The sequence below is a fragment of the Bradyrhizobium sp. SZCCT0148 genome (assembly GCF_018129985.1).
GTDB lineage: Bacteria > Pseudomonadota > Alphaproteobacteria > Rhizobiales > Xanthobacteraceae > Bradyrhizobium > Bradyrhizobium japonicum_H.
Window position 1 is genome coordinate 259,269 of the sequence record NZ_JAFCKT010000004.1, and the last position, 24,269, is coordinate 283,537.

Genomic DNA, 24,269 nt, shown 5'->3' on the forward strand with positions numbered 1-24,269 from the left:
GGCGCGAGCTGCAATCGCATGCAAGCCGAGTGCGAGACTCTGGCATCGAGAAAAAGGCGGGCGGTGAAGCTGGGGGGACTTCACCGCCCTAGGCCTTCCGACGGAGGGGGGCGTATTTCCACCGGAAGGTAGACAGGGGAAGCGAACGTTGCGCTGCTTCCCCGAAGGGCGCCGTCGGCGGGGGCGACTGATGCCGGCGACACCCTTCATCTCGGAGGCCGTCTGAAGCCTCGACCCTCGTCAGCCCTTGGCGAGGGGCACCGCGACGAAGCGCGACTGGCCGCCGCTCTTCACGCGCATCAGGACGCTGTTCTTGTTGTCGGTCCGCGCCGCCGTGATGGCCTCGCGAACGTCGCCGGCGGTGGCCACGCTCTTGCCACCGACTTCGAGGATCACGTCGCCTTCCTTGAAGCCGCGTTCGGCCGCGGCGCTCTTCGGATCGACTTCGGTGACGACGACACCTTCCTTGCCGGCGCCGGCCACCGAATTGGCGGGGGCAACGGTCATGCCCAGCTTGGGCACGTCGGTGCCCTTGCTCGCACCCTTGCCGCTGTCATTGTCGTTGTCCGCCTTGGCCTCGACCGTGTTCGGCAATTGGCCGAGCGTCATGTTCACGACCTTGTCCTGGCCCTTGTGCAGCACGTTGAGCTTCACGGTCGCGCCGGGCGGCATGCCGCCGATGGTGCGAGCGAGCTCGCGGGCGTCCTTGACCGCCTCGCCGTTGACCGCGGTGATCACGTCACCGGACTCGATGCCGGCCTTCGCGGCCGGACCGTTGGCCTGCGGCTCCGCCACCAGCGCGCCCTCGGCCTTCTTCATGCCCAGGCTGTCGGCGATATCGGAGGTCACGGGCTGGATCTGTACGCCGATCCAGCCGCGGCTGACCGAGCCCTTGTCCTTGAGCTGGGCGACCACGCTCTTCACGGTGCTCGCCGGAATCGAGAACGCGATGCCGACGCTGCCGCCGGAGGGCGAATAGATCGCCGTGTTGACACCCATCACCTCGCCGTTGGTATCGAAAGCCGGACCGCCGGAATTGCCCTTGTTCACGGGCGCGTCGATCTGGATGAAATCGTCATAGGGACCGTTGCCGATGTCGCGGCCGCTGGCCGAAACGATGCCGGCGGTCACGGTGCCGCCGAGGCCAAACGGATTGCCGACCGCGAGCACCCAGTCGCCGATCCGCGGCTTGCTGTCGGCCAGCTTGGCGAACGGGAAGTTCGAGCTGCCCTCGACCTTGATCAGCGCGAGGTCGGTGCGCTGGTCGGTGCCGATCACCTTGGCGGTGTAGGTCTTGCCGTCGTCGGTGGTGACCTCGACCTTGTCGGCGCCGTCGACCACGTGGTTGTTGGTCACGGCATAACCGTCAGCCGAGATGAAGAAGCCGGAGCCCTGGCCTTGCACGACGCGGCCGCGACCGCCCTTCGCGCCGGGGAAGCCGTCCGGACCGCCGAAGCGACGGAAGAAGCGTTCCATCGGCGAGCCCGGCTGGAACGGCGAGGACGAATCATCGCCGTCATCGTTGCTCGCGGTCTTCTCCTTGATGTTGACCTTCACGGAGATCACCGATGGCTTCACGCGCTCGACGACGTCGGCAAACCCGACCGGACGCTCGACCTTGCGAACCTCGTTGTTGACCTGCGCATGGGCCGGGGTCGAGAACAGGTCGGTCGGCGAGGTCGACGGGCTGAAGCCATAGACCGCCGCGCCGAGACCGGCGACGACCGAGGCCATCAGCGCGAACCTGCGCGCGGAGAACACCGACCGGCGTGGCTGCCGGTAGGACGGAAGGTTCGAGAGGTCGATACGATCGGACATGCAGAGATCTCCAGGGCCTTGAAATCCATTTGGTGCCTGGCGGCGGCACCTTACGGTCCTGAAGATGGGGACTCCCGCCTTACCGTGCGCTGGCGGCGGGGTTAAACTTTTGTAATAAAGGATGTCGTCGATGCGACCGTTTAGCGCAGCCGAAAAACGTTATATGACAGGAACTTAAGCAGAGTTCCCGAATGACGTCGCAGGCGCCTTTGGGCGCGCTCAGCTCGCCCTGACGCTGACGATGAACTCGTCGACTTCGCGCTTCAAGGTCGCGGCCTGCTGCGACAGGTCGACCGCGGAATCCCGCGCCTCTGAGGCCATGCGGCCGGTCTCTGCCGACGTCGAGGTAATCTGGACGATATGGTTGGAAACATCGAGGGTGCCGTGCGCGGCGTTCTGGGCGCTGCGCGTGATCTCCTGCGTGGCGTTGCGCTGCTGGGCGGTATCGACCTCGATGCCGGACATGATGGAGGAAATTTCCGACAGTGACCTGGAAATGCCGTCGATCGCGCCGCGCGTCTCCGCGGTGATGCCCTGAATGCTGGCGACATGGGAGGTGATTTCCTCCGTCGCCTTGCTGGTCTGGTGCGCCAGATTCTTCACCTCGGAGGCGACCACCGCAAACCCCTTGCCGGCCTCTCCTGCCCGCGCCGCCTCGATGGTGGCGTTCAGGGCCAGGAGATTGGTCTGCGATGCGATCGCCTGCACCAGCTGCACGACCTCGCCGATCTTGTCGGCGGCATCGGACAGCGTGTGGATGGTGTCGCGGCTCTTCTCCGCCTGGGACGCCGCGCCCTCGGCGCGCTGGGTCGCGTCGGTGACGCGGCGGCTGATCGTGCCGATCGAATTCGTCATCTCCTCGGCCGAGCCCGCGACCGTCTGCACGCTGGCGCTGGCCTGGCTCGCGGCGCTCGCGACCGCGTTGGCCTTGGTGCTGGTGTCGTTGGCCGTCCGCGACAGCGTCTCGGCGTTGCTTTTCAGATGCACCGCCGACGAGGCCACGCTGTCGACGACGCTGGCGACCAGATCGTTGAAGCGCTTGATTCGCTCGTCCAGGAATTTCGACCGCTCGGCCTGGTGCTGGGCTTCCTGCAGCTGCCGCTCGGTGAGGTGGCGCCGCTCGAGCCCGTTGGTCTTGAAGACTTCCAGCGCGCCGGCGAGCAGGCCGATCTCGTTGGTGCGGCCAAGCCCCGGAACCGACGTTTGGAATTTCTGGTCGGCAACCTCGCGCATGGCGTGCACGATCGCCGCCAGCGGACTGAGGATGCCGTTGCGCACGGCGAACCAGGTGGTGAGGCAGATCGCGACGGCAACGACGCCGATCACGCCGCAGGCCATCAGGAAATAGGAGAACGCGGCCTGCGCCTGCTGATAGATCTGCATGGCGTGATCGCGCGCGAGGCCACTGAGCGCGGCGAAGTCCGAGGACAGGCTGGTGATCTCGTTGTTGAGATAGAGCACCGCGATGAAGCCGGTACCGCCGCCGATGCCCAGCAGAAACAATAATGCAGCGACGACGGCGCCGACCAGGAAGCGGATCGTCAGGTTGCTGTTGGCGAACATCAGTAGGACTCAGAGTCTGGAGACATGGCTCGCGTCAAGCTTCCAGACAAAGGTCAAAATTGCATGAACCGGGCGGCGCTGGCCGTAGCACTACGGCGCCTATGAGCTCACGGAGATCGCGGCTCGTCCGACATCAGGGTCGCGAGCCGCGCTTGCTCATCGGGCGTAAGCGGCGGTGCTGGTACATCTGCACCACTGCGCGCGCGACGCCGGATTTGCAGCCACAACGCCAGGCCACCGCCGATCAGCAGCAACGGCCCGAGCAGCCACAACAGCAGGGTCTGACGTTCGAAGCGTGGCTTCAGCAGCACGAACTCGCCATAGCGCGCGACCAGGAAGTCGAGCACCTGCGAGTTGCTGTCGCCGGCACCGATGCGCTCGCGCACCAGGAGCCGCAGATCACGCGCCAGCGGCGCGTCGGAATCGTCGATCGACTGGTTCTGGCAGACCATGCAGCGCAGCTCGCGCGACAGCTCGCGCGCACGGGCTTCCTTGGCCGGATCCGGCATGATCTCGTCGGGCTGCACCGCATGAGCCGCAGGCAAGGCCAGCAGCATCATCAGGGTGAACGCGGCCATCATCCGGCGCATCGGATCACTCCGCCGGCTGGAGGCGCTGCTTGGCCCGCGCCGGCTTCGGCGCGCCGACCCGCAGGCGCCGGTCGGACAGCGACAACACGCCGCCGAACGCCATCAACACCGGCCCCCACCAGATCATGAGCACCATCGGCTTGTAATAGATGCGCACGGCGATGGCGCCCTCGGCGTTGGCGTCGCCGAGGGAAATGTAGAGTTGGCTCGCGCCGCGCGTCAGCAGCGCGGCTTCGGTGGTCGACGAGCCGCGGGTGGTGAAGCTGCGCTTGGAGGGCGTCATGACGCTGAGCGGCTTGCCATCGAGGCTGACGTTGAACTCGGCGATCATCTCGCGATAGTTCGGGCCTTGACGCTGCAGCACCCCGTCGAGCTTGACGTCAAAGCCTGCGATGTGGGCGACGTCGTTCTGCTTCATGGTCGCGATATGTTCGCTGTTCCAGGTGGTTTCGCAGACGATGCCGATCAGCGCCACGCCGAGGCCGGCATGCGCGAGCGCTGCGCCCCAGGCCGAGCGCGGCAGGCCGCGCGCCCTGTGCAGCGCCGTCGGGAACGGCAGCCGCACGAGGCCGGTGCGTTCGACGATGTCGGTAACCGCGCCGGCGATGACGAAGACGCCGAGCCCGATCGCGAGCGGCGCCAGCGTGCTGCCGCCGCTCGCCCAGCCCCAGGCGATGGCGACGGCGACGAGCCCGGCAACGCCGGCCGCCAGCAGACGCTGCGTCACGCCGAGCAGATCGCCGCGCTTCCACGCGAGCATAGGCCCGAACGGCACCGCCAGCAGCAGCAGGGTGAACAGCGGCGCGAACGTGAGGTTGTAGAACGGCGCACCGACCGACATCTTGAAGTCGGCGAGCATCTCCATCGCCAGCGGATAGAGCGTGCCGAACAGCACGACCGCGCAGGCAACAGTGAGCAGCAGATTGTTCAGCACCAGCGCCCCTTCGCGCGAGATCGGTGCGAACAGGCCGCCCTGCTTCAGCGACGTGGCACGGCCCGCGAACAGCGACAGGCTGCCGCCGATGAACAGGCAGAGAATCAGCAGAATGAACACGCCGCGGGTGGGATCGGTGGCGAAGGCGTGCACCGAGGTGATGACGCCCGAGCGCACCAGGAAGGTGCCGAGCAGCGACAGCGAGAAGGTCAGGATCGAGAGCAGAATGGTCCAGACCTTCAGCGCGTTGCGCTTCTCCATCACGAGGGCCGAATGCAGCAGCGCGGTGCCGGAGAGCCACGGCATCAGCGAGGCGTTCTCGACCGGATCCCAGAACCACCAGCCGCCCCAGCCGAGCTCGTAATAGGCCCAGTACGAGCCCATCGCGATGCCGAGCGTGAGGAAGATCCAGGCCACCAGCGTCCACGGCCGCACCCAGCGCGCCCAGGCCGCATCGATCCGGCCCTCCATCAGCGCCGCGATTGCGAAGGAGAACGAGATCGAGAAGCCGACATAGCCGAGATAGAGCATCGGCGGATGCACGGCGAGCCCGATGTCCTGAAGAACCGGATTGAGATCGCGGCCCTCGATCGGCGGGTTCGCGATGCGCAGGAACGGGTTCGATGTCACGAGAATGAACAGATAGAAGGCGCTGGCGACCCAGGCCTGCACAGCAAGCACGTGGGCGCGCAGCGACAGCGGCAGATTGTTGCCGAACGCGGCAACCAGCCCGCCGAACAGCGCGAGGATCGACACCCACAGCAGCATCGAGCCTTCATGGTTTCCCCAGACGCCGGTGATCTTGTAGAGCAGCGGCTTCATCGAATGGGAGTTCTCGTAGACGTTGGCGACGGAGAAGTCCGAGTTCACGTGCAGCGTCACGAGAGCGACGAACGAGGCACCGACGAACAGCAGCTGCGCCAGCGCTGCGGAGCGCGCCACGTTCATCAGCGCCACATCGTTCAGGCGCGCGCCGATCAGCGGCACGATTGACTGGATCAGTGCGAGCCCAAGCGCCAGCACCAGCGCGTAATGTCCGGATTCTGCGATCACCGCATTGCTCCCTGCGGATTGCCCTGGGCGGTCGTCGCCGCGGGCTTGCCCGCGTCAGACGTCTTGTCGCCGTTAGAAGGCTTGCCGCCGTAATCGTCCTTCCAGTGCCCCTGCTTCTTCAGGGCATCGGCAACCTCCTTCGGCATATAGGTTTCGTCGTGCTTGGCGAGTACCGTATCGGCCTTGAACACGCCTTGAGCGTCGAGCGCACCTTCGGCGACGACGCCCTGCCCCTCGCGGAACAGGTCGGGCAGGATGCCCTTGTAGGCCACCGGCAGCTTGGCATTGCCGTCGGCGACCTCGAAGGTCACCGCGAGATTGTCGCCGCGCTGCAGCGAGCCGGGCTGCACCAAGCCGCCGAGGCGAAACCGCTTGCCGGGTTCGACGTGCTTCTCGGCGACCATGCTCGGCGTCGAGAAGAACACGATGGAGTCGCGAAGCGCGTTGAGCACCAGCGCGGCCGCGAGCGCGAGCACGGCGAGCGAGCCGCCGATGATGGTCATACGTCGCTGCTTGCGCGTCATGGCGTATCCGTTCTCCGCTGCTCTCGTCCCGACATCGTCATCCGCCGAGCCCAAGAGTCCTGAGGCCATCGTTGAGCTGGCGCAGCCGCTCGGCGTCGCTGGCAACCGCCTGCCGGGCATCGGTCGATGCTCCCATCGCCTTGTCCCGCTCGCCCATCACGAGATAGGCGCGTACGAGGCGCAGCCATCCATCGACGTCGTCGCCGTTCTGCTTCAACCGGGTGGCCAGACGATCGACCATGCCGCGCACCATCGCGTTGCGATCGCCTTCGGCCATGTCCCTGGACGCGGCGATCGTCTCGTCCGACAGCGCCGGCATCGTCCCGCCGCCGACCCGCACTAGCGAGGACTGCACCAAGGCACGCCACGGCGCATCCGAGGGTGCTTTCGCGAGCAGCGCGCGCCAGATCGCAGCTGCATCGTCCTTGCGCCCGTCCTGCTCGGCGGCGAGTCCGAGGAAGTAGTTCGCCTTGGGATCGTCCGCGTTCAGGGAACGTGCACGCTCGAATTCCGTCTTGGCCTCGACGGTCACCACACCGCCGGCGGCAGCCGAGATCGCTTCGCCGAGATCGGACCGGCGCTCCGCGCTCTCGCCATTGTAGGTGAGCGAGTTGCGATAGGCCCGCACCGCCTCGTCGAAACGGCCGAGCCGCTCCAGCACCGGAGCGAGCACGTTCCAGCCGCGCCCGTCGGTAGGATTCTTCTCCAGATGCTGCTGGACCTGCACCACGAGGTTCTCGAGCGACTGCGCCACGCCGGACCCGGATCCGCGCTCGCGCTCAGCCAGCGGGAAATCCTGAAGCTGAGGCGACCCGAGGGGCATGTAAACGCCGATCGCGACGAGCGGCAGGCCGGCGAGCGCCAGCACCGCCGCCGCGCGGCGCCATTTGAGATTGGATTTCGGGGCCGCTGCGGAGTCGATGACGGGCTCGCTGGCAGCTGCGGCGAGCAGCCTGCGGCTGATCTCGACGCGCGCCGCCTCGGCATCCGGCGCGGCAATCATGCCTGCGGCGAGATCACGCTCGATCTCGGCCAACTGATCCTTGTAGACAGCGACCTCGCTGCCCTGGTTTTGCGCGCGTCCATTGCGCCCAAGCGGCCAGAGCACGGCGAAAATCGCCGCGACCGTCATCAGCGCGAACACGAACCACAGCGTCATCTGGCAAACTTCCGGCAGCGCACGAACTGCGCCCATAGGTGGCTTTACACCACAGCCGGACGATGCGGCAATTGACAATTGTCAATTAGACGCGACCGCGCGCGGTCTTGAAACGGTGAAAATCCAACGGGTTAGCCGATTTCGAAGTCCGTGCTTTGCGCGGCGTACTCGCCATGCCCGTTGAAGGGCTTCAGGAAGTATGTTCCCGGCTCGATCGCATCAGGCAATCTGATGCGCAGCGCTCCGACCGGAACCGGAGACGCAACCCTCGTGATCGTCTCGGACAGTTGCCGACCGCTTGCCTTCTCGACCAGCACCACTTTGGCACCGACCATCAACCTCTGATACTTGGCAACGACGACGCGGTTCTCGATTTCAATGGAGCTGATAACGGGTTTCATGCGCCCACAAATAGAAATTCCCCGGACTTGCACGCGAACCGTACGGCGCGCCACCGGCATGGTCAACTACAAATTGTGATCACAAAAATATGCGCCTGAATCAGCTTGCGCGCGACGATTTGCGCTCGCCGGTCGCCGCGTTTTCCGCGGCCCGGCTCATCAACGAGGCATAATCATCGCCAAACAGCACCTGGCAGAAGCGAATCGCGGCCTGCACCTGCTGCTGCCTGTAGGTGCGGACCTTGTGGTCGGCGGCGCGCAGCGACTGGACCAGCTGCTCGGTGGAGCGCTCGACATATTGCTGGAGGTCGGAATAGGTGCGCAGCGTCACCTCGTTGATCGCAAGCTCGCTGGCGTAGTTGCGGCAGGTCGCGACGAAATCAATCAGCGCCGCGGTTTCCTCCACCTCGGTGCTGTCGATCCGCGCCCCCGGCGGAATGTCCTTCTCGGGGCGCTGGCGCAGTATGCGGCGAACGCGGCCGGGAACGCTGTCGATCTCGGATTGCAGAGCATTGGAGATGTCGGCCCGGATCGAGGTCAGCTGCTTGCCCCAGGCGGAATCGTTACGCAGGTCGAGCTCGGTGCGCAGACCGCGCACGCCGTCGTGCAACGCCTTGAGGTTGCCGGCAACGTTGTCGAAATGGCCGCGCTTGATGTCCATGCGCAGGGCGGAGGCAACACAGGACAGATCATGCAGCGCGATCGTGACGGCAACGCCGTAGGGCGTCGCCGCGACACGGATCTCGTCGTCGGACGCGGCAATCTTGATGGCAAGACGGATGATCTGCCACGGCGCGGTCATCCGTTGCACCACGATCGATAGCGCGAATGGCAGCATCTGAGGCGTCTGCAGCACCGGAATGTTGAGCGCCGACGTCACCGAGGCGATCTGTGAATCGCCGAAGGCACGGAGCGTGCGCGGCAATTTCTCGTTCAGGCTGGCGATGGCGTCCCGGACCTGAAGGACCGCTCCGATCGAATAGAGGTCTTCGATCACGTTCGGCGGGCCGACGCGGGCGAGCGCGCGCGACTTGTCGCCGCCGCCTGGACCGGTCAGCTCGAAAATGGCATCCGCAGCGACCGCCTGGAGCTTCTGCGCCAAGGCCTCGACCTGCCCCGCACTGTCGGCGGGCATGCGCGCCAGCGCGGCCTCGAACTCTTTCACCTTGTCGGGCGCACCATCGCGGCCGAACCATTGCCAGATCGGCTGGAGCGAGGCACGGCGGATCTGGCCGACGCGCAGCGGGACGCCGGCCTCGATCAGGAACGGTTCCAGCGCCTGGAACAGCAGCCGCGACAGATCGTCCGTGCGCGGCGGCGGGGCTTCATCGGCTTCCGATTTGCGAACGATCTTGCGCAACTGGTCGAGCACCAAGGTCGCGACAGCCGTGTCCTGGCCGCGCTCCAGGGCGCGCTCGAACTCCCGCATCAGCAGCGCCTGCGCCTGCGGCGGGAGCTGCACGAGATATTCCCTCAGCCGCTCGATCGATGTCTGGCTCATGCGCCCGGGTTATGCACGGTAAAATGGCGGACATGGGATGGGTCCGGCGCGATCATAGGAGGCCCCCACTTAAGAAGCCGTTTAGCAAGTGTGGCCGAATTGCCGCCGGGTTGCTGCGGCCCGGCATCGGGGATGAGGGAAATATCTTCGTCGGAACAACGGATTATACGCCCGGTAGGACCAGTTCGGCGCGCAGGCCGCCCGTCGGCGCACCACTGAGCGTGAGGCTGCCGCCATAGAGCGCGGCGAGGTCGGTTACGATCGACAGCCCCAGCCCCGATCCGGGCTTGGACTCGTCGAGCCGCTGGCCGCGCCGCGAGACCTGCGCACGCTCGGCTTCCGACAGGCCGCGGCCGTCGTCATCGACGATGATCCGCAGCCGCGGGCCCACCCCGGCCTGCTGCGGCGCTTCCACGAGGACCTCGATGAAGACGCGCGAGGCCGCCCATTTGCAGGCATTGTCGACGAGATTGCCGACCATCTCCTCCAGATCCTGGCGCTCGCCACGAAATTTTGCCGATGCATCGGCCTTGGCTTCGACCGCGATGCCGCGATCGCGATAAATCTTCTCCATGGTCCGTCGCAACGCCTCGATGGCCGGCGCCACCTCGGTCACGGTCGACACCACCGAGACCCGCGCCGCGATGCGCGCCCGCTCCAGATGATGCGCGACCTGGTCGCGCATCACGTCGGCCTGCTCCATCACCTTGGCCGCGAACGGTTCCGCGGCGTGGGCGCCGGCCTCGTTGACGATGACCGAGAGCGGCGTCTTGATCGCGTGGGCGAGATTGCCGACGTGGGTGCGGGCGCGCTCGACGATCTCGCGATTGGCATCGATCAGCGCGTTGGTCTCGCGCGCCAATGGCGCGATCTCGACCGGAAATTCGCCCTCCAGCCGCTCGGCCCGCCCGGAGCGGATGTCGGCAATCGACTCCGAGATGCGCTTCAGCGGCGCCAGACCGAACCGGACCTGGAACACGGTCGTCAGCAGCAGCACGATGCCGAGCGCGGTGAAGGTGCCGCCAAGATAGTAATCGAAGCTGCGGGTCTCGTCGAAAATCTCGGTGTCGTCGCCGGCGACGCTGACGAGAAACTTGCCGTCGGCGCCGAGATCGACGGGACGCTCGACCATCCGCAGGTTCTGGCCTTCGGGACCATCGACATAGGCGAGCCGGATGCCGGCGGCGGTGAGCTCGGTGCCCTGCTCTTCCAGCTTCGGCAGCTTCTTGTCCCAGAGCGAGCGCGAGGAGCGAATCTCCGGCTTTTCGGTATCGGTCCGCGTGATCTGCCAGTACCAGCCCGACAGCGGCAGCTCGAACAGCGGCTCGCCCAGCGACTGAAACTGGCGGTCCGGCGGCTCGTCGGGGGTCGCGACCTCCGCAATCAGGGTGCGGAGATAGAGGTTGAGCCGGCGGTCGAAGGCGCGCTCGGTGGCGTTCTTGTAAACCGACGAAAGGACCACGCCGGTGATGGCCAGGATCACCACGAGCCAGGCGGTCGCCGACAGGAACAGTCGGTTGGCAAGCGAGCTAGCGGCCATCGGAACGATCCCGGGAGGCACAGGATGGCAGGGCGTCGGAGGTCATGACCGGACCAAGGCCCCTGTCGCGCTGCCCGTCAAGCCCCGGGTCGCGTCAAGCCGCCGGCGGCGTCAGGAGATAGCCGAGGCCGCGCACGGTCTGGATGATGTCGACGTCGAGCTTCTTGCGGATACGGCCGACGAACACCTCGATGGTGTTGGAGTCGCGGTCGAAATCCTGGTCGTAGAGGTGCTCGACCAGCTCGGTGCGCGACACCACGCGCCCGGAATGGTGCATCAGGTAGGCCAGAAGCCGATATTCGTGCGAGGTCATCTTGACCGGATTGCCGGAGACGCTGACGCGGCCGGTCCTGGTGTCGAGCGTGACCGGGCCGCAGCTGAGCTCGCTCTGGGCATGGCCGGTAGAGCGGCGCAGCAGCGCGCGGATGCGCGCCAGTACCTCCTCCAGATGGAACGGCTTCGCGACATAGTCGTCGGCACCGGCATCGAAGCCCTGCACCTTGTCGCTCCAGCGGTCGCGGGCGGTGAGGATCAGGACCGGCATGGTGCGGCCGTTGCGGCGCCAGGCCTCCAGCACCGAGATGCCGTCCTTCTTGGGCAGCCCGATGTCGAGCACGACGGCGTCATAAGGCTCGTTGTCGCCGAGAAAGTGTCCCTCCTCACCGTCGAAGGCGCGATCGACGACGTAACCGGCGTCGGTCAGGGCCTTGGTGAGCTGGCGATTGAGATCGGGGTCGTCCTCAACAACGAGCAGGCGCACGTTTCTCTCCAGACATAGGCCGCATCAACACTGCCCCAGATGAGCAATTCCGGCGTGAACTGAATATGAACGCGGGGAACCCGACGCGTTACTTTTTGGTCATATACGATGGGTTTGAAGATCATGCGACTGCGCCCGCCATGCGACCGGACGAGCCGGCAGCATGACGGGCGCAATTGCCGCGTTCCGCGGCGAGTTTTTTTGGAGAGTCCGCCCTTCCCGTGAATTCGTCCGGTCAGGTCCGGAAGAACACGAACCAGATGACGGCGAGCATCAGGATCGCAAGCCCGGTCGAGATGGCGAGCAGTGCGGCAACGGACGGCCCGGGTTCACCCTGGCGCGCCTCGGTTGGCGTTTCGACGATCTGTTGCTGCTCTCGCGTAGTGGCCATGATGCCCTCGATCTGTGCGTGTCGCCCCCGGTGACCGCGATCTCATCGCAGCCTGTGTCCGGAGCCAACGCCCGATCCGATATGATGTTCCGAATTTGCGATGCGATCGGACCGCAACCGGCCGCCCGGCAGCCGGTTAACGCAGTTGGCGGATTCAACGATCGACCTCGCTATGATTCGTTGTTCCCGGATGGTATTCTGAGACGTTGTCCTCTGTTGCGTTTGGAGTAGCCCATGGCCCCCCGCGCCAATTGGAAGGGTTTTCTGCGATTGTCGCTCGTGACCTGTCCGGTCGCGCTTTATCCGGCCACTTCGGATACCGAGAAGGTCTCCTTCAACCAGATCAACCGCAAGACCGGCCATCGGATCAAGTACCTCAAGGTCGACGCCGAGACCGGCGACGAGGTCACCTCCGAGGACATCGTCAAGGGCTACAAGATCGACACCGACACCTATATCGAGGTCACCAAGGACGAGCTCGACGACATCGCGCTCGACTCGACCCACACCATCGATATCGACGAGTTCGTGCCGAAGACCGACATCGACAACCGCTATCTGATCCGCCCCTATTATCTCGTGCCCGACGGCAAGGTCGGCCACGACGCCTATGCGGTGATCCGCGAGACCATCCGCAGCATGGACAAGGTCGCGATCGGCCGCGTGGTGCTGACCAACCGCGAGCACATCATTGCGCTCGAGCCGCTCGGCAGCGGGCTGATGGGTACGCTGCTGCGCTATCCCTATGAGGTCCGCAGCGAGACTGAATATTTCGACGATATTCAGGACGTGAAGCTGACCAGGGACATGCTCGACCTCGCCAAGCACATCGTCGAGAAGAAGTCCGGCGCATTCGAGCCCGAGCTGTTCGAGGATCATTACGAGACCGCGCTGATCGATCTCATCAACAAGAAGCGCAGCGGCACCCTGATTACCGCCAAGGCCGCGCCGAAGGGCGGCGGCAACGTCATCAACCTGATGGACGCGCTGAAGAAGAGCATCGCGAACGAGAAGGACGCGCCTGCGGCAAAGGTCGCCAAGGAAGCGGGCAAGGCCAAGAGGCCGAAGAAGCGCGTCGAGGGCCAGCGCGAGATGCTGCTGCCAATATCGGGCAAGGGCGGCAAGGACGCCGCGGCGAAGGCGGCCGCCACGCCCAGGAAGGCCGCCGACAAGCCGGTGCGCGCGCCGGCGCGGGCGAAGAAGGCCGGCTAGCCGCATCGCCCCGCGATCCCGCCGTGATGTCCCCCCTCGCCGATCAGGCGGCCTGACATGCCCTGGTCGACGGCGTTCGACGATCCCGTTCGCGTGAACAACAAGTTGCAGTTGCTCACGCTTCAGGAGGCGGCCGACTACATCATGCGGCTGCCCGAGGACGTCCAGCACGAGCCCCGCTGGCAGACCGCCGTCGAGACCCTGATCAACGCGGCCGAAACGGGCGGCGGCTGGGTGATGTTCGCCCGCATCGCGATGTTGCGGGCGCTGAATGCCGACAGGCGCGATTGAGCGCCTGACGAACAGGCTCAACAATCGGTTAAGCGGTCGCACGATGGTGCCTGACGGACGCTACAGCGGCGCAGCCCGGTCGAGGCCTGCCGAGATGAATTCATTTGGACGGATCGATGGAACCTTAATTTAATGAATGCCGTCGTATGAGCAGAGGCGCGCTCGCCCGGGCTTAATTCTTTTGGCGCGCATAAAGACTTACTCGATCTATTTGCAAGTCCGATGACGACGCGGCCATACGTTGGATCGGATGAACGGGAGTTGGCAATGCGTTTGCTTAGGTCCTTCCTTGCCGATGAGAGTGGTGCAACTGCGATCGAGTACGGCCTCATTGCCGCAGGCATTGCATTGGCGATCATAACGGCCGTGAACACCATGGGTGGCGCCCTCCTCAACAACAAGTTTGTCGCGATCAGCACGGGGATAAAGTAGCCCGATCCCTGATTTGGCCACCAGCGCGCCGCAGCAGGGCGACTGGTGAAAGGCCCGCCGCAGCTCACCCATGTCCCACGCGGGGCCATGATCTGGGTCAACAGCATCAGGACGGCGCCGTCTAAGCATGGAGGTCGCGTTCCCTTCCTGCCGGCCTGTCCATGCATCCAGACCTTCCGCGCTCCCAACTGAAAATCCGCCGCGTCCGGCTCGATACCGGCCGCGAGAACGTGGTCGTCGTCTCCAGGCAGTCGAAGGCGCTGCGCGCCGAGATCTTCCGCGGCTTCAGCCGCGTCGAACTGCGACACGGCGACAAGGTCCTGCTGGCGACATTGCTGATCACGGACGACGATACGCTGGCGGCCCCGGACGACATCGGACTCTCCGAGCCCGCGTTCCGGCGCTTTGGACAAAGCGTGGGCACGCTGGTCACGGTCAGGCCCGCCGCGCCGCCCGAGAGCCTGGAAGCGGTGCGCGCAAAGATCCGCGGGCGAACCCTCAGCCAGGGTGAGATCGGCGCGATCATCGATGACATCGCGCATTATCGCTATTCCGACATGGAGATCGCCGCCTTCCTGATCGGCTCGGCGAGCTTCATCACCAGCGACGAGCTGCTCGCTCTCACCGGGGCGATGGCGCAGGCCGGCACGCAATTGGTGTGGCCGACCCCTGTCGTGGTCGACAAGCATTGCATCGGTGGCATTCCCGGCAACCGCACCTCGATGGTGGTTGTGCCGATCGTCGCCGCGCACGGCCTGCCGATCCCGAAGACCTCCTCGCGCGCCATCACCTCGCCTGCCGGCACCGCCGACACCATGGAGGTTCTGGCGCGGGTGAATGTCGGCGTCGAGGAGATGAAGGCGATCGTCTCGGCCTGCAACGGCTGCCTGATCTGGGGCGGGCATGTGAACCTGTCGCCGGCCGACGACGTGCTGATCTCGGTCGAGCGGCCGCTGAGCCTCGATACGCGCGAGCAGATGGTTGCCTCCATCATGTCGAAGAAGATCGCGGCTGGCTCGACGCATCTGCTGATCGACATTCCGGTCGGACCGACCGCGAAGGTCACCACCGGCGTCGAGGCGATGCGGCTGCGCAAGCTGTTCGAATTCGTCGGCGACCGCTTCGGCCGCACGGTCGAAGTGATCACGACCGACGGAAGCCAGCCGATCGGCAACGGCATCGGGCCGGTGCTCGAGGCCAATGACGTCATGGCCGTGCTCGGCAACGACAAGGATGCGCCGCGCGACCTGCGCGAGAAATCGCTGCGGCTTGCCGCCCATTTGCTGGAATACGATCCGAAGCTGCGCGGCGGCGCCGGCTATGCGAGGGCGCGCGAGCTGCTCGACAGCGGCGCGGCGCTGAAGCAGATGCAGAAGATCATCGACGCCCAGGGCCCGTCGACCTGCAGCAGCGAGCTCGGATCGCTCAGCTTCGACGTCAAGGCGCCGCATGACGGCATCGTGTCCGCGATCGACTGCCTGCGACTGAACCGCCTCGCCCGCACCGCCGGCGCGCCGCTCGACAAGGGCGCCGGCATCCGCCTGTTCAGGAAGATCGGCGATCGCGTCGAGCAGGGCGAGCCGCTCTATCGCGTCTACACGTTCGACCGCCCCGAGCACGATCTGGCTGCCGATGCCGCCGCTGAGGAGAGCGGTTACGTCGTCAACGGTCACGAGCCCCTCCAGGGCAAGTCGGCGTCGTGAGCACGATCGCGCTCCAGACCCTGCCCCGCGGCAGCGATGCGGCGAAGCGACTCGCGGTCCGGCTCGGGCTTTCCTGCGGCGAGATCGCCGTGCACCATTTTCCGGACGGCGAGCTGAGGGTCAGCGTCGCGCCTGCGACCGAGACCACCATCCTTTATGCCCCGCTCGATCAACCCAACGACAAGCTGATCGCGCTGCTGTTCGCTGCCGAGGCCCTGCGACGCAACGGCGCGAAGCGGCTGGTGCTTGTCGCGCCCTATCTCTGCTATATGCGGCAGGATGCTGCATTTCATGCCGGCGAAGCCATCAGCCAGCGCGCCATGGGCAATCTGCTTGCGACGACCGTCGACCGCGTGATCACTGTGGACGCGCATTTGCATCGTACCACCGACATCCGGTCGGTCTTTCCGGGCATCGAAGCTGAGAATCTGTCCGCCATGCCTGCGATCGCGAACGCGCTGGCGACTGAAGGCATTGATCCCGCAACCATCGTAATCGGACCCGACATGGAGTCCGAGCCGTGGGTCAGCGACATCGCGGGCCGGCTGCGACTGCAGCATACGGTGGCGCAAAAGATGCGCCACGGCGATCGGTCCGTGGCGATCAGCTTTGCCAATCCCGCCCTGCTCGCGGGACGGCCGGCGCTGCTGGTGGACGACATCGTCTCCTCCGGGACGACGCTGATGGCCGCGGCCAAGGCGCTGATTGCGATGGACGCGACCGCCGTCGATGCGGTCGTGACGCACGCGCTGTTTCCGCCTGCGATGATCGGTGCATTCACCGACGCCGGTATCCGCTCGATCCGCTCGACCGACAGCGTGCCGCATCCGACCAATGCGATTCCGCTCGACGAGAGTCTCGCGGCCGCCTTGCGGTCCGAACTGACCAGGACACATCTTCCGGAGACGACGCCATGAGCATCACCGTTCGATTTTGCGGCGCCGCCCGCACCGTGACCGGCGCGAGCTATCTGTTCCAGACCGCAACCGGCCGCTTCCTGGTCGATTGCGGCCTGTTCCAGGGCCAGAAGACGCTGAAGGAGCTCAATTACGGGGCGTTTCCGTTCCGGCCCGCCGATATCGACGCCGTGCTGCTCACGCATGCCCATATCGACCATAGCGGCCTGTTGCCAAAACTCGTGCGCGCGGGATTCGAAGGGCCGATCCTGGCGACGCGCGGCACGATCGACCTCTGCTCATACATGCTGCCCGACGCCGGCAGCATCCAGGAATCGGAAGTCACCCAGCTCAACCGGCGCAACGCCTCGCGCGGGCGCAAGGAGGTTCAGCCGATCTACACGCAGGCCGACGCGATCGCATCGCTGCAATCGTTTCGCGCGGTCGACTATGAACGCTGGACCGATGTGATCCCGGGCGTTCGCGCGCGCTACTGGAACGCCGGCCATCTGCTCGGCTCGGCCTCCATCGAGCTCGAAATCGCCGAGCAGGGAGCGCCGCGTCCAATGCGCGTGCTGCTGTCCGGCGACGTCGGGCCGGAGGCCAAGCTGCTGCAGCCCGATCCCGAGGCGCCGACTGATTTCGACTACGTCATCTCGGAATCGACCTATGGCGACCGCCTGCGCGAGGCCACGACACCCGCGCTCCGCCGCAAGCACCTCGCGGTCGAGGTGCGCGATGCCGCGGCGGCCGGCGGCGCGCTGCTGATACCTGCCTTCGCGGTCGAGCGCACCCAGGAGCTGATCGTCGATCTCGTCGACCTGATGGAGCGCGGCGAGATTCCGACCGCGCCGATCTTCCTCGACTCTCCGCTTGCGATCCGCGCCACCGAAGTGTTTCGCCGCCATGCCGAGAGCCTCGACCCGTCGGTCGATGCGGCCCGCCTGCTCAACTCGCCGCATCTCAAATTCACCGAAACCGCGGACGAGAGCAAGGCGATCATGCGCCTGTCCGGATTCCTTATCATCATCGCCGCAAGCGGCATGTGCGATGCCGGCCGCATCCGCCATCATCTGAAGCGCTGGCTGTGGAACGAGCGCGCGACCGTGCTGCTCGCAGGCTTCCAGGCCAACGGCACGCTCGGCCGCTTCCTGCAGAACGGGGCGAAGGCGGTGCGGATCCAGGGCGAGGAGATCAAGGTTGCCGCCCGCATCCGCATGATCGACGAATATTCCGGCCACGCCGACGCCGCCGGCATCGCCGGCTGGATCGCGGCACGCCGGCCCATCAGCCGCGGGCTGTTTCTGGTCCATGGCGAGGAAGCCGCGATCGCAGGGCTCGCCGACCGCGTCGCCGAGCGCATCGTTCCCGCGGCCCGGATCTATCAGCCGCTGCTGGACGACATCTACGAGCTGGCCGCGCCCGAACCGCGCGTGCTCGACGTCGATCACCGCCGGCGCCTGGCACCGGAGGCCGTGACCCGCCTCGACTGGCATAATGAGATGTCCGAGCTCATGCTCGACATCAACGACAAGGTCGGAGCGGCCGCCGACGACCGCGCCCGCGGCATCATCATCCGACGGCTGCGCCGCGCGCTGGAGGAGGCGTAGCGAGAGGCCGGTTGCTGTGCGATGACGGCACCTGAAACGCGGGTCTCTCGTATCCCGGACACGCTGCAGCGTTCTTACGCTGCTGCGCAGAGCCGGGACCCATCTCGCCGCCCGTTCAGCTGATGCGTGGACCCCGGCTCTGCAGCGCACCACGCGACGAAGACGCCGCGCGCTGCGCTGCGTCCGGGGCACGAGACCGTTGTTCAATGATCATTCGCAAACACAGCATCGCCTTCTCGCGGCATATACTGCCCGAGTTTTGCTGTCCTCTTCCGCCCTTATCTGAAACAAGGGCGCAGGGAAGGCCGGGCGCCGGCTGGCACCCGAGGTCCCGCGTGTGCGAAGAACGCGCACGGGGTTGGACGACAGGTGTGCCGGTCGCCCGGCCTTCCCTGCGCGATGGTTTTCACGGTGTCCTTCGTGCTCTCCTCGGGGAGCGTTGCACTATTGCCCCCGTCGCCTTGCGGCTGATCGATGCGCGTACCGGTTGGCCGCGCATCACCACATGACTTGACGCACAGACCCCGGGCGTCAGGACCACACGACTTCTCCGTCCGCGCACATCCTCGCTGGGTTCTCCACGGCTGGCGTGCGCTCACCGCAGAGACCATGCGAAGACGCTGTCGACGCCGTGTCGTATCGCGCCTGCCGCTGCTCACGGTTTCCCGCCCTGCAGCTCCATCGCGCGCCGACGCCGTCGCGGCCACCGCATCCCGGCCCGCGTCTCGTGACGATCGCGAAACGCCCCTTGTGGCGGGCGGGATGCGGCGAGGTGTACGGCAAAACCGAACTTCTGTAAATACGAATATTTTGGTAAGGGGCACTCGACCCAGCGATGGTGTGTTTTGCCTGACGGCCACCACAAGCGATTGTGGGTTTCGGTGGATGAACTTTCCGAAACCGATTCATTCGCCATCTCGGGGACTGTGCACGGAAGTCCGATTTCAGGCTACGAGCAGACTTGGCTCGGGTGCTTCAGCAAAGTCAGCTAAGGGGCCAATAGCCGACGTTCGTCGCTCTCGCTCCTCTCAAGCCAGCGCCTGATCCGGGAAAGAGGTGTATCCGCCGTTGTCGAAGTGGCTCTGACAATATCTGGCCTTCGGCAGATGATGGGCTCGAAGCGCGCTTGTTGCGTCGGAAGGGGGCCAATCTCTCTGGAGCAGCGTCTTCTGCTTTAAGAAGGTTGAACGTTCGAGGACTGGGCCGTGTTCATTTCGCACGACAACGGCGAGCCCCCTGCTGTATCGTTGGCTCGGAAACGATCCTCTTCCGCCTTAGGCGGAGGGTGGATTCTATTGCCGAGGAACGTGCTCGGAATGGGTTGCCGGAGTGCCTCAAGCGAGCGGGCGCAGATGTCCCGGGTCCGCCCGATCGCTTCGATTATCAGGGCAGTCTGAATGGAAATCTTTCGAGAATAATCCGACATAGCAACACTCCCGTAATAGCAGGCGGGAGCACGCACGATCTCTCAGCCACCGACGCCTACGGTCAGAGCCGAAGCCGGTGATGTGGACACAATAGCTTTGTTGCTGATTAGTCGCTAGTCCGCTGTGGTTGGGAGGCAGCATTTGCTTGTTGCAAGTTTGAAAAGTGTCGGGTTCGGAAGCTTCAGCGCATCATGGCCTTCGGCCCCCTCCGGCAGGTCGGCGTGTAGCGGACGATCCGCTGTGCTTCGGAGCAACTGGCCTCTCTGAAATAAAGGAGCCCCGGCGTCGCTTGCATCGCACCGGGGCCCCATTCCAATTTATCGATCCACGCGCGGTATGGGATCGACGCTTTCAAGGATAAATCGGAAATCTTACGTGAAACTGACAAAATCTCTCGGGGCGAACGAGCAATAAGTGCTTGGGTCGATCGCGAGGAACCAGACTGACTCTTTAGGGGAGCGGCGTTTTTTATGTCGAGAGCAAAAAGCCCAGATCCGCGGCTGGCGCGACCGGGGCTCTGTCGCAGTTGCTCTAAAGCGCGGGCAACCTTCGCCAATGTTGCTCAGGTGATTGTGTCCTGATTCAGAGTTGGATTTGGGTCGTTTGCGTTTTAAAACTACTCCCATCCCAAAAGCTGCCCTCGACGGCTTTCCGCTGGCTTTTCGCGCGGTCGGCCAGTGACGGATAAAAATCTTCGCCGTTGTTCGTGACATGGCTCAACGGTGCCTCGGCTGCGCGAGAGTGCTTCGCAGCGAGTCGATGCTCCAGCATTCGATAAATTGAATTATCGCACCGCGATCCAATTTCTAAAGATAAATCCGAAGCGTTCTTGGTGCGGCGAGCTCGCGGCTTTTCAAGTCAAACGGCTTTTCAAGTTATTCAAGGGAGCCGTCAAACGACAAATCAGGCCGGTCTGTTCATAGTTCATCTCTACCGAGCCTCCAAAATCGCCTTTCAGGGCGCGCGGAATGAGACGGGAGCCAAAACCCGCCTCTCTGGGCTCCGATGCCGGTGGCCCATCTATTTCTTGCCAAACGAAAACGAACTGCGGTTCCGGGTCTCGGTCATCGACCGACCATGTGATTGAAACGTGGCCATTAGCAGCGCTTAGAGAGCCATATTTGATGGCGTTAGTTGCAAGCTCGTGTATTGCCAGGCAAAGGCTGAGCGCCTGCTGCGATTTCACGAAGAGAGGTGGACCAGAAACAAGAATTTGGCCTTCATTCGTTTGATAAGGTTGCAAGGCCGTGGTGACCACATCGTGTAACGGCGCCGCGGCCCAATTTGCCGCAATTAGCAGGTCGTTTGCCCTTCCAAAAGCGGAAACTCTTTCCAGGTATTTGGCAAGGTCAGCTCTACTCGCGACGTTATGAAATGTCTGGCTGGCCATAGCTCCAAGCACAGCAAGCACATTTTTGACGCGGTGCTTCAGCTCTTCGTTGATAAGCGTTATGGATTGAGTGGCATTGTGTTCGGAGGTTACGTCTCTGCAAACGACCAACACGCCGCCAACTTTGTCGTCGAGATCGATAGGGCTGAAGCTATAGGTCCACCACACATCTTCGAGACGACCATGGCGGGTCACCGGCACCAGCCGATCTTCATGCCAAGTCGCACCGCAGCCTGCCATAACATAATCGATCTGGGGACCAATGATATTCCAGATCTCCGCCCAACACTCGCGGCCTCGCGCTCCTAGAGCACTTGGATGGCGTTCGGGCCCCATCGTTTGCCGATAGGCATCGTTGTAAAATTGAATGAGTTCTTGTCCCCACCAAATGAACATAGGATGGCGCGAATTAAGGAGGAGCCGCACCGTTGTGCGGAGGCTCTGAGGCCATCCTTCCGGCTGACCGAGTGGCGTTTTTGACCAATCGAACTCTCTCGTGAGCTTGCCCATCTCTCCGCCGCCGGCCAAAAACCGAGGCGCTCGCTCATCGTCCATCATCGCCGCGCTTATGCGGCCGTCCTAACCGCGCTCTACACGGGATCGAATTACAGTAAAGGACGCCAGTTTCAGGTGGAAGGTAACCCAATACGCGCTGCCGAATTTTGCTGCGTTTTTTGGATACACGGTTTGGGATTAGGACACTTGATTTTTCGCGGTTTGGGATTTTAATTTCGGCTCGCCGGGGCTGGATTTCTATCCCGAACTGTATTGCAACCGGCAGGGGGGCCGCCTAATGCGCGGCCCCTATCTATTCGCGGCAAACGAGTAGAGGATGGCTCTGCTAGCCGAACGCGCCGCTTACCCTGTGCTTGGGCCCCAGTCCCACCAGCCCCCGACTGCGGCCTTTTGTTTCAACACGCGCAGAGGGGAATTAGGACGCCGCTTCATCGAAGCGCCTATGGTGATTTGCCCACGCCGCCTTTTGACCCACATCGAAAAGATCGCCTTAATCACCTACGCGTGCGTAGTCCGAACCGGCTTGTGAAAAATCCACATGTGCTTTTCTGAATCGAACCGCGCGTCTGCACATTGCGCGGTTTCCGCCCCAGGCCGAGGCCGCCGACTGTAGCGGCCTTACTCATCCTCGCGAATCTTTCGCGCAGCATTCGTCAGCCATTTGCGCCCAGTCGGCCGCGATCTTGAGCCAAGTTTCTTCTTCTTTGGGATCAACTGTTTTGCGAGCCTGCGCCAGACAATATTCTGCCTGTTCGCGGTAACGAGTTGCGTCGTGTTGGCTCATTTCCAAGCGCCCCACTATACAGAGCGGGATAAGTTAAAAAGTTTACATTTGGTTCCAATTCGGACTAGGCCATGGCTACCGAGAGTTTAAAGCAGGCCAGCGCCCGCCGCTTTGGCAGGATTGGATGCTCCCAAAATCAACTTAGGACACTCGGGGTTTTGAGCGGGAACAAACGCGATTTCTGTACGGAATGGTCGAACGTCCGTTCTGGGTCAAAAGCTGTCCATGCCAAGGCGTCCGCACGATGTCCGCTACTGAGGCAGAACAGGTCCAGTGCACTCCTCTCAGGGCTACGGCTCCGGGGAACCAATACTGTATTGGCGACATGGGCATCTCCAAAAGCCGCCACCATAGCGCAAGGTAAGCAGGGTGCTCCAACCATCCCCTCAGGGGGGACGATTGGCCTGATCGAGAGGAGCGCGCGAAGCCGGTCCTCTTGAAGAAGGAGGCGTGCGCTCTGCCGTCCCTTCGCGAAATCCGCGCCGTTCTCAAGGAACCGGTATCGTCGGGAAACCAGCTGTCGCGGCCATGATGCTTGGACGGCGATGCTGGTCCTGATACTCTGTCCCCGTCGTGATCCGGCAGGACCACATGACATCGATCGCTGACCCCGAACTGCCGAGAGGATGCGGATGAGAAGCGTGACGCTCCTGGCTCTCGGCCTCATCTGGCTCATTGCCTGGCCGCACGACGACGCGAGAGGCCAGAGTTCAGGAGCCCCGCCGGTTTCGCTCGCTCCGCACGATGCATCGCCGTCACGGCAGGGTGCCAACAAGCCTGCACGGGTGACGACAAACAGAGCTTCACCAGCGGCAGCCGGCAGAGCGACTTCGGCACCTGCGACAGGCGGACCACTGGCGACACCGAATCCGGCCGCGGACTACGACGGCTACAGCTTCGGCATCGCTGATGACAATGACGTCCCGTACCAGGCGATACCGCCAATGAGGTCACGCGCCGCAAGGGACGCCAGCTCCAATGCCGATGCAGATAGCATCAGCCAGGAAGATGGGGCGTTGAAGCGAAAGCTGATGATCTGCCAGAACTGCAGATAGCACGTCAGCGGTCCCTGAGGGCAGACAGCAACTCTTTTCCCAGCGGTCCGGCCGAAGCAGGATTCTGCCCCGTGATGAGCCGGCCATCGACGACGACATGAGGTTGCCAGTTGGCTGCCGACGAGTACTCGGCGCCCTCCGCCCTCAACGCGTCCTCGAGCTCGTAAGGCACGTCATCGCGAGCGTAGTCGTACTCTTCCTTCTTCGAGAAGGACGTGAGCTTCCTGCCGCGCACGAACGGGGTGCCGTCACCGAGGTTGACGCCCAGCAGCGCGCACGGCCCGTGACAAACAGCAGCGACGAGCTTGCCGGTGGTCCAGGCGCGCACGATGGCAGTCTGGACCGTTGCATTGCGCTGGATGTCCACCATGGGCCCAAGACCGCCGGGCACCAGGATGGCGTCGTAGTCGGCAGCGTCCACCTCGGACAATCTGCGACTGTGATTCAAGCGGCGAAAGGCCTTGCTCGCGAGAAACTCCTTTTGGGCGGGATCCTTCTCGTCATACGCATCGTAAGGCGTCCATCCCCCGGCGGGCGATGCGAACTCGACCGCGACGCCGGCCTTGTCGAGCACGTCGAAAGGATGGGCGACCTCGGCGAAGAAGAAGCCGGTCTTGCGGCTATGCGGACCGATCACGGCTGCGTTGGTGACGATGAAGAGGACATGTTGTGTCACGATTTCTTCCTTTCGAGAGGCCATGTGGGATTGCGCCGGCGCG

The 24,269-nt window shown here is 64.0% G+C and carries 20 protein-coding genes; 6 read left to right on the forward strand and 14 right to left on the reverse strand.

What is annotated here, in order from left to right; genetic code table 11:
• Positions 1-240: 240 nt before the first annotated feature.
• The 11 genes from JQ580_RS15980 to JQ580_RS16030 all read right to left on the reverse strand — a co-directional run bounded on the left by JQ580_RS15980 (position 241) and on the right by JQ580_RS16030 (position 12,234).
• Positions 241-1,818 carry a Do family serine endopeptidase gene (locus tag JQ580_RS15980; protein WP_212281020.1) on the reverse strand — a complete coding sequence of 526 codons (1,578 nt, stop codon included), beginning with the start codon at positions 1,816-1,818 and terminating at the stop codon, positions 241-243.
• A gap of 219 nt (positions 1,819-2,037) precedes the next feature.
• Complete coding sequence (locus JQ580_RS15985; protein ID WP_212281021.1) at positions 2,038-3,381, reverse strand: methyl-accepting chemotaxis protein; 1,344 nt, start codon at positions 3,379-3,381, stop codon at positions 2,038-2,040.
• 107 nt (positions 3,382-3,488) lie between these two features.
• Positions 3,489-3,971 carry a cytochrome c-type biogenesis protein gene (locus JQ580_RS15990; protein ID WP_212281022.1) on the reverse strand — a complete coding sequence of 161 codons (483 nt, stop codon included), beginning with the start codon at positions 3,969-3,971 and terminating at the stop codon, positions 3,489-3,491.
• A gap of 4 nt (positions 3,972-3,975) precedes the next feature.
• Entirely contained in the window at positions 3,976-5,958 is a 1,983-nt protein-coding gene (locus JQ580_RS15995; RefSeq protein ID WP_212281023.1) for a heme lyase CcmF/NrfE family subunit, read from the reverse strand.
• Positions 5,955-6,482, reverse strand: coding sequence for a cytochrome c maturation protein CcmE (gene ccmE / locus JQ580_RS16000; RefSeq protein ID WP_212281024.1), 528 nt, complete (start codon positions 6,480-6,482; stop codon positions 5,955-5,957). The genes JQ580_RS15995 and ccmE overlap by 4 nt, the downstream gene beginning before the upstream one ends.
• Positions 6,483-6,519: 37 nt before the next feature.
• Positions 6,520-7,641 carry a c-type cytochrome biogenesis protein CcmI gene (gene ccmI / locus JQ580_RS16005; RefSeq protein WP_212281025.1) on the reverse strand — a complete coding sequence of 374 codons (1,122 nt, stop codon included), beginning with the start codon at positions 7,639-7,641 and terminating at the stop codon, positions 6,520-6,522.
• Between the two features lie 131 nt (positions 7,642-7,772).
• On the reverse strand, positions 7,773-8,042 hold the full coding sequence (locus tag JQ580_RS16010) for a hypothetical protein (RefSeq protein WP_212281197.1): 270 nt from the start codon (positions 8,040-8,042) through the stop codon (positions 7,773-7,775).
• Between the two features lie 100 nt (positions 8,043-8,142).
• Positions 8,143-9,543 carry a hypothetical protein gene (locus tag JQ580_RS16015; protein WP_212281026.1) on the reverse strand — a complete coding sequence of 467 codons (1,401 nt, stop codon included), beginning with the start codon at positions 9,541-9,543 and terminating at the stop codon, positions 8,143-8,145.
• A gap of 163 nt (positions 9,544-9,706) precedes the next feature.
• Positions 9,707-11,083 (reverse strand): sensor histidine kinase, encoded by a 1,377-nt coding sequence (locus JQ580_RS16020; protein ID WP_212281027.1) that lies wholly within the window; start codon positions 11,081-11,083, stop codon positions 9,707-9,709.
• 94 nt (positions 11,084-11,177) lie between these two features.
• Positions 11,178-11,843: a response regulator transcription factor gene (locus JQ580_RS16025; protein ID WP_106950138.1), complete on the reverse strand. Its 666-nt coding sequence runs from the start codon at positions 11,841-11,843 to the stop codon at positions 11,178-11,180.
• A 235-nt stretch (positions 11,844-12,078) separates the two neighbouring features.
• Positions 12,079-12,234, reverse strand: a complete 156-nt coding sequence (locus tag JQ580_RS16030; RefSeq protein WP_212281028.1) for a hypothetical protein — start codon at positions 12,232-12,234, stop codon at positions 12,079-12,081.
• Between the two features lie 234 nt (positions 12,235-12,468).
• On the opposite strand from JQ580_RS16030, the gene ku reads away from it, so the two are divergent.
• From ku to JQ580_RS16060, 6 genes are all read left to right on the forward strand, one after another.
• On the forward strand, positions 12,469-13,446 hold the full coding sequence (ku, locus tag JQ580_RS16035) for a non-homologous end joining protein Ku (RefSeq protein ID WP_212281029.1): 978 nt from the start codon (positions 12,469-12,471) through the stop codon (positions 13,444-13,446).
• A 57-nt stretch (positions 13,447-13,503) separates the two neighbouring features.
• Positions 13,504-13,737, forward strand: a complete 234-nt coding sequence (locus JQ580_RS16040) for a hypothetical protein (RefSeq protein ID WP_212281030.1) — start codon at positions 13,504-13,506, stop codon at positions 13,735-13,737.
• A gap of 267 nt (positions 13,738-14,004) precedes the next feature.
• Positions 14,005-14,169 carry a Flp family type IVb pilin gene (locus JQ580_RS16045; protein ID WP_212281031.1) on the forward strand — a complete coding sequence of 55 codons (165 nt, stop codon included), beginning with the start codon at positions 14,005-14,007 and terminating at the stop codon, positions 14,167-14,169.
• Between the two features lie 161 nt (positions 14,170-14,330).
• A complete protein-coding gene (locus JQ580_RS16050) occupies positions 14,331-15,872 on the forward strand; it encodes a thymidine phosphorylase family protein (RefSeq protein ID WP_212281032.1) in 1,542 nt (513 codons plus the stop codon).
• Positions 15,869-16,789, forward strand: a complete 921-nt coding sequence (locus tag JQ580_RS16055; protein ID WP_212281033.1) for a ribose-phosphate pyrophosphokinase — start codon at positions 15,869-15,871, stop codon at positions 16,787-16,789. Before JQ580_RS16050 ends, JQ580_RS16055 begins: the two co-directional genes overlap by 4 nt.
• Positions 16,786-18,378, forward strand: coding sequence for an MBL fold metallo-hydrolase (locus JQ580_RS16060; protein WP_212281034.1), 1,593 nt, complete (start codon positions 16,786-16,788; stop codon positions 18,376-18,378). The genes JQ580_RS16055 and JQ580_RS16060 overlap by 4 nt, the downstream gene beginning before the upstream one ends.
• A 2,280-nt stretch (positions 18,379-20,658) precedes the next feature.
• On the opposite strand, the gene JQ580_RS16065 is transcribed toward JQ580_RS16060, so the two are convergent.
• The 3 genes from JQ580_RS16065 to JQ580_RS16075 form a co-directional block, all read right to left on the reverse strand.
• Positions 20,659-21,753, reverse strand: coding sequence for a sensor histidine kinase (locus JQ580_RS16065; RefSeq protein ID WP_249134204.1), 1,095 nt, complete (start codon positions 21,751-21,753; stop codon positions 20,659-20,661).
• Between the two features lie 580 nt (positions 21,754-22,333).
• Positions 22,334-22,495: a hypothetical protein gene (locus JQ580_RS16070; RefSeq protein WP_212281035.1), complete on the reverse strand. Its 162-nt coding sequence runs from the start codon at positions 22,493-22,495 to the stop codon at positions 22,334-22,336.
• 1,059 nt (positions 22,496-23,554) lie between these two features.
• Complete coding sequence (locus tag JQ580_RS16075; RefSeq protein ID WP_212281199.1) at positions 23,555-24,226, reverse strand: type 1 glutamine amidotransferase domain-containing protein; 672 nt, start codon at positions 24,224-24,226, stop codon at positions 23,555-23,557.
• Between the last annotated feature and the right edge of the window lie 43 nt (positions 24,227-24,269).

What these genes read in the sequence shown, in the direction of transcription:
- JQ580_RS15980 (WP_212281020.1), bottom strand. Translation starts at nt 1,818, where the DNA reads ATGTCCGATCGTATCGACCTCTCGAACCTTCCGTCCTACCGGCAGCCA.
- JQ580_RS15985 (WP_212281021.1), bottom strand. Translation starts at nt 3,381, where the DNA reads ATGTTCGCCAACAGCAACCTGACGATCCGCTTCCTGGTCGGCGCCGTC.
- JQ580_RS15990 (WP_212281022.1), bottom strand. Translation starts at nt 3,971, where the DNA reads ATGCGCCGGATGATGGCCGCGTTCACCCTGATGATGCTGCTGGCCTTG.
- ccmE (WP_212281024.1), bottom strand. Translation starts at nt 6,482, where the DNA reads ATGACGCGCAAGCAGCGACGTATGACCATCATCGGCGGCTCGCTCGCC.
- ccmI (WP_212281025.1), bottom strand. Translation starts at nt 7,641, where the DNA reads ATGACGCTGTGGTTCGTGTTCGCGCTGATGACGGTCGCGGCGATTTTC.
- JQ580_RS16010 (WP_212281197.1), bottom strand. Translation starts at nt 8,042, where the DNA reads ATGAAACCCGTTATCAGCTCCATTGAAATCGAGAACCGCGTCGTCGTT.
- JQ580_RS16015 (WP_212281026.1), bottom strand. Translation starts at nt 9,543, where the DNA reads ATGAGCCAGACATCGATCGAGCGGCTGAGGGAATATCTCGTGCAGCTC.
- JQ580_RS16020 (WP_212281027.1), bottom strand. Translation starts at nt 11,083, where the DNA reads ATGGCCGCTAGCTCGCTTGCCAACCGACTGTTCCTGTCGGCGACCGCC.
- JQ580_RS16030 (WP_212281028.1), bottom strand. Translation starts at nt 12,234, where the DNA reads ATGGCCACTACGCGAGAGCAGCAACAGATCGTCGAAACGCCAACCGAG.
- ku (WP_212281029.1), top strand. Translation starts at nt 12,469, where the DNA reads ATGGCCCCCCGCGCCAATTGGAAGGGTTTTCTGCGATTGTCGCTCGTG.
- JQ580_RS16040 (WP_212281030.1), top strand. Translation starts at nt 13,504, where the DNA reads ATGCCCTGGTCGACGGCGTTCGACGATCCCGTTCGCGTGAACAACAAG.
- JQ580_RS16045 (WP_212281031.1), top strand. Translation starts at nt 14,005, where the DNA reads ATGCGTTTGCTTAGGTCCTTCCTTGCCGATGAGAGTGGTGCAACTGCG.
- JQ580_RS16050 (WP_212281032.1), top strand. Translation starts at nt 14,331, where the DNA reads ATGCATCCAGACCTTCCGCGCTCCCAACTGAAAATCCGCCGCGTCCGG.
- JQ580_RS16060 (WP_212281034.1), top strand. Translation starts at nt 16,786, where the DNA reads ATGAGCATCACCGTTCGATTTTGCGGCGCCGCCCGCACCGTGACCGGC.
- JQ580_RS16065 (WP_249134204.1), bottom strand. Translation starts at nt 21,753, where the DNA reads ATGATGGACGATGAGCGAGCGCCTCGGTTTTTGGCCGGCGGCGGAGAG.
- JQ580_RS16070 (WP_212281035.1), bottom strand. Translation starts at nt 22,495, where the DNA reads ATGAGCCAACACGACGCAACTCGTTACCGCGAACAGGCAGAATATTGT.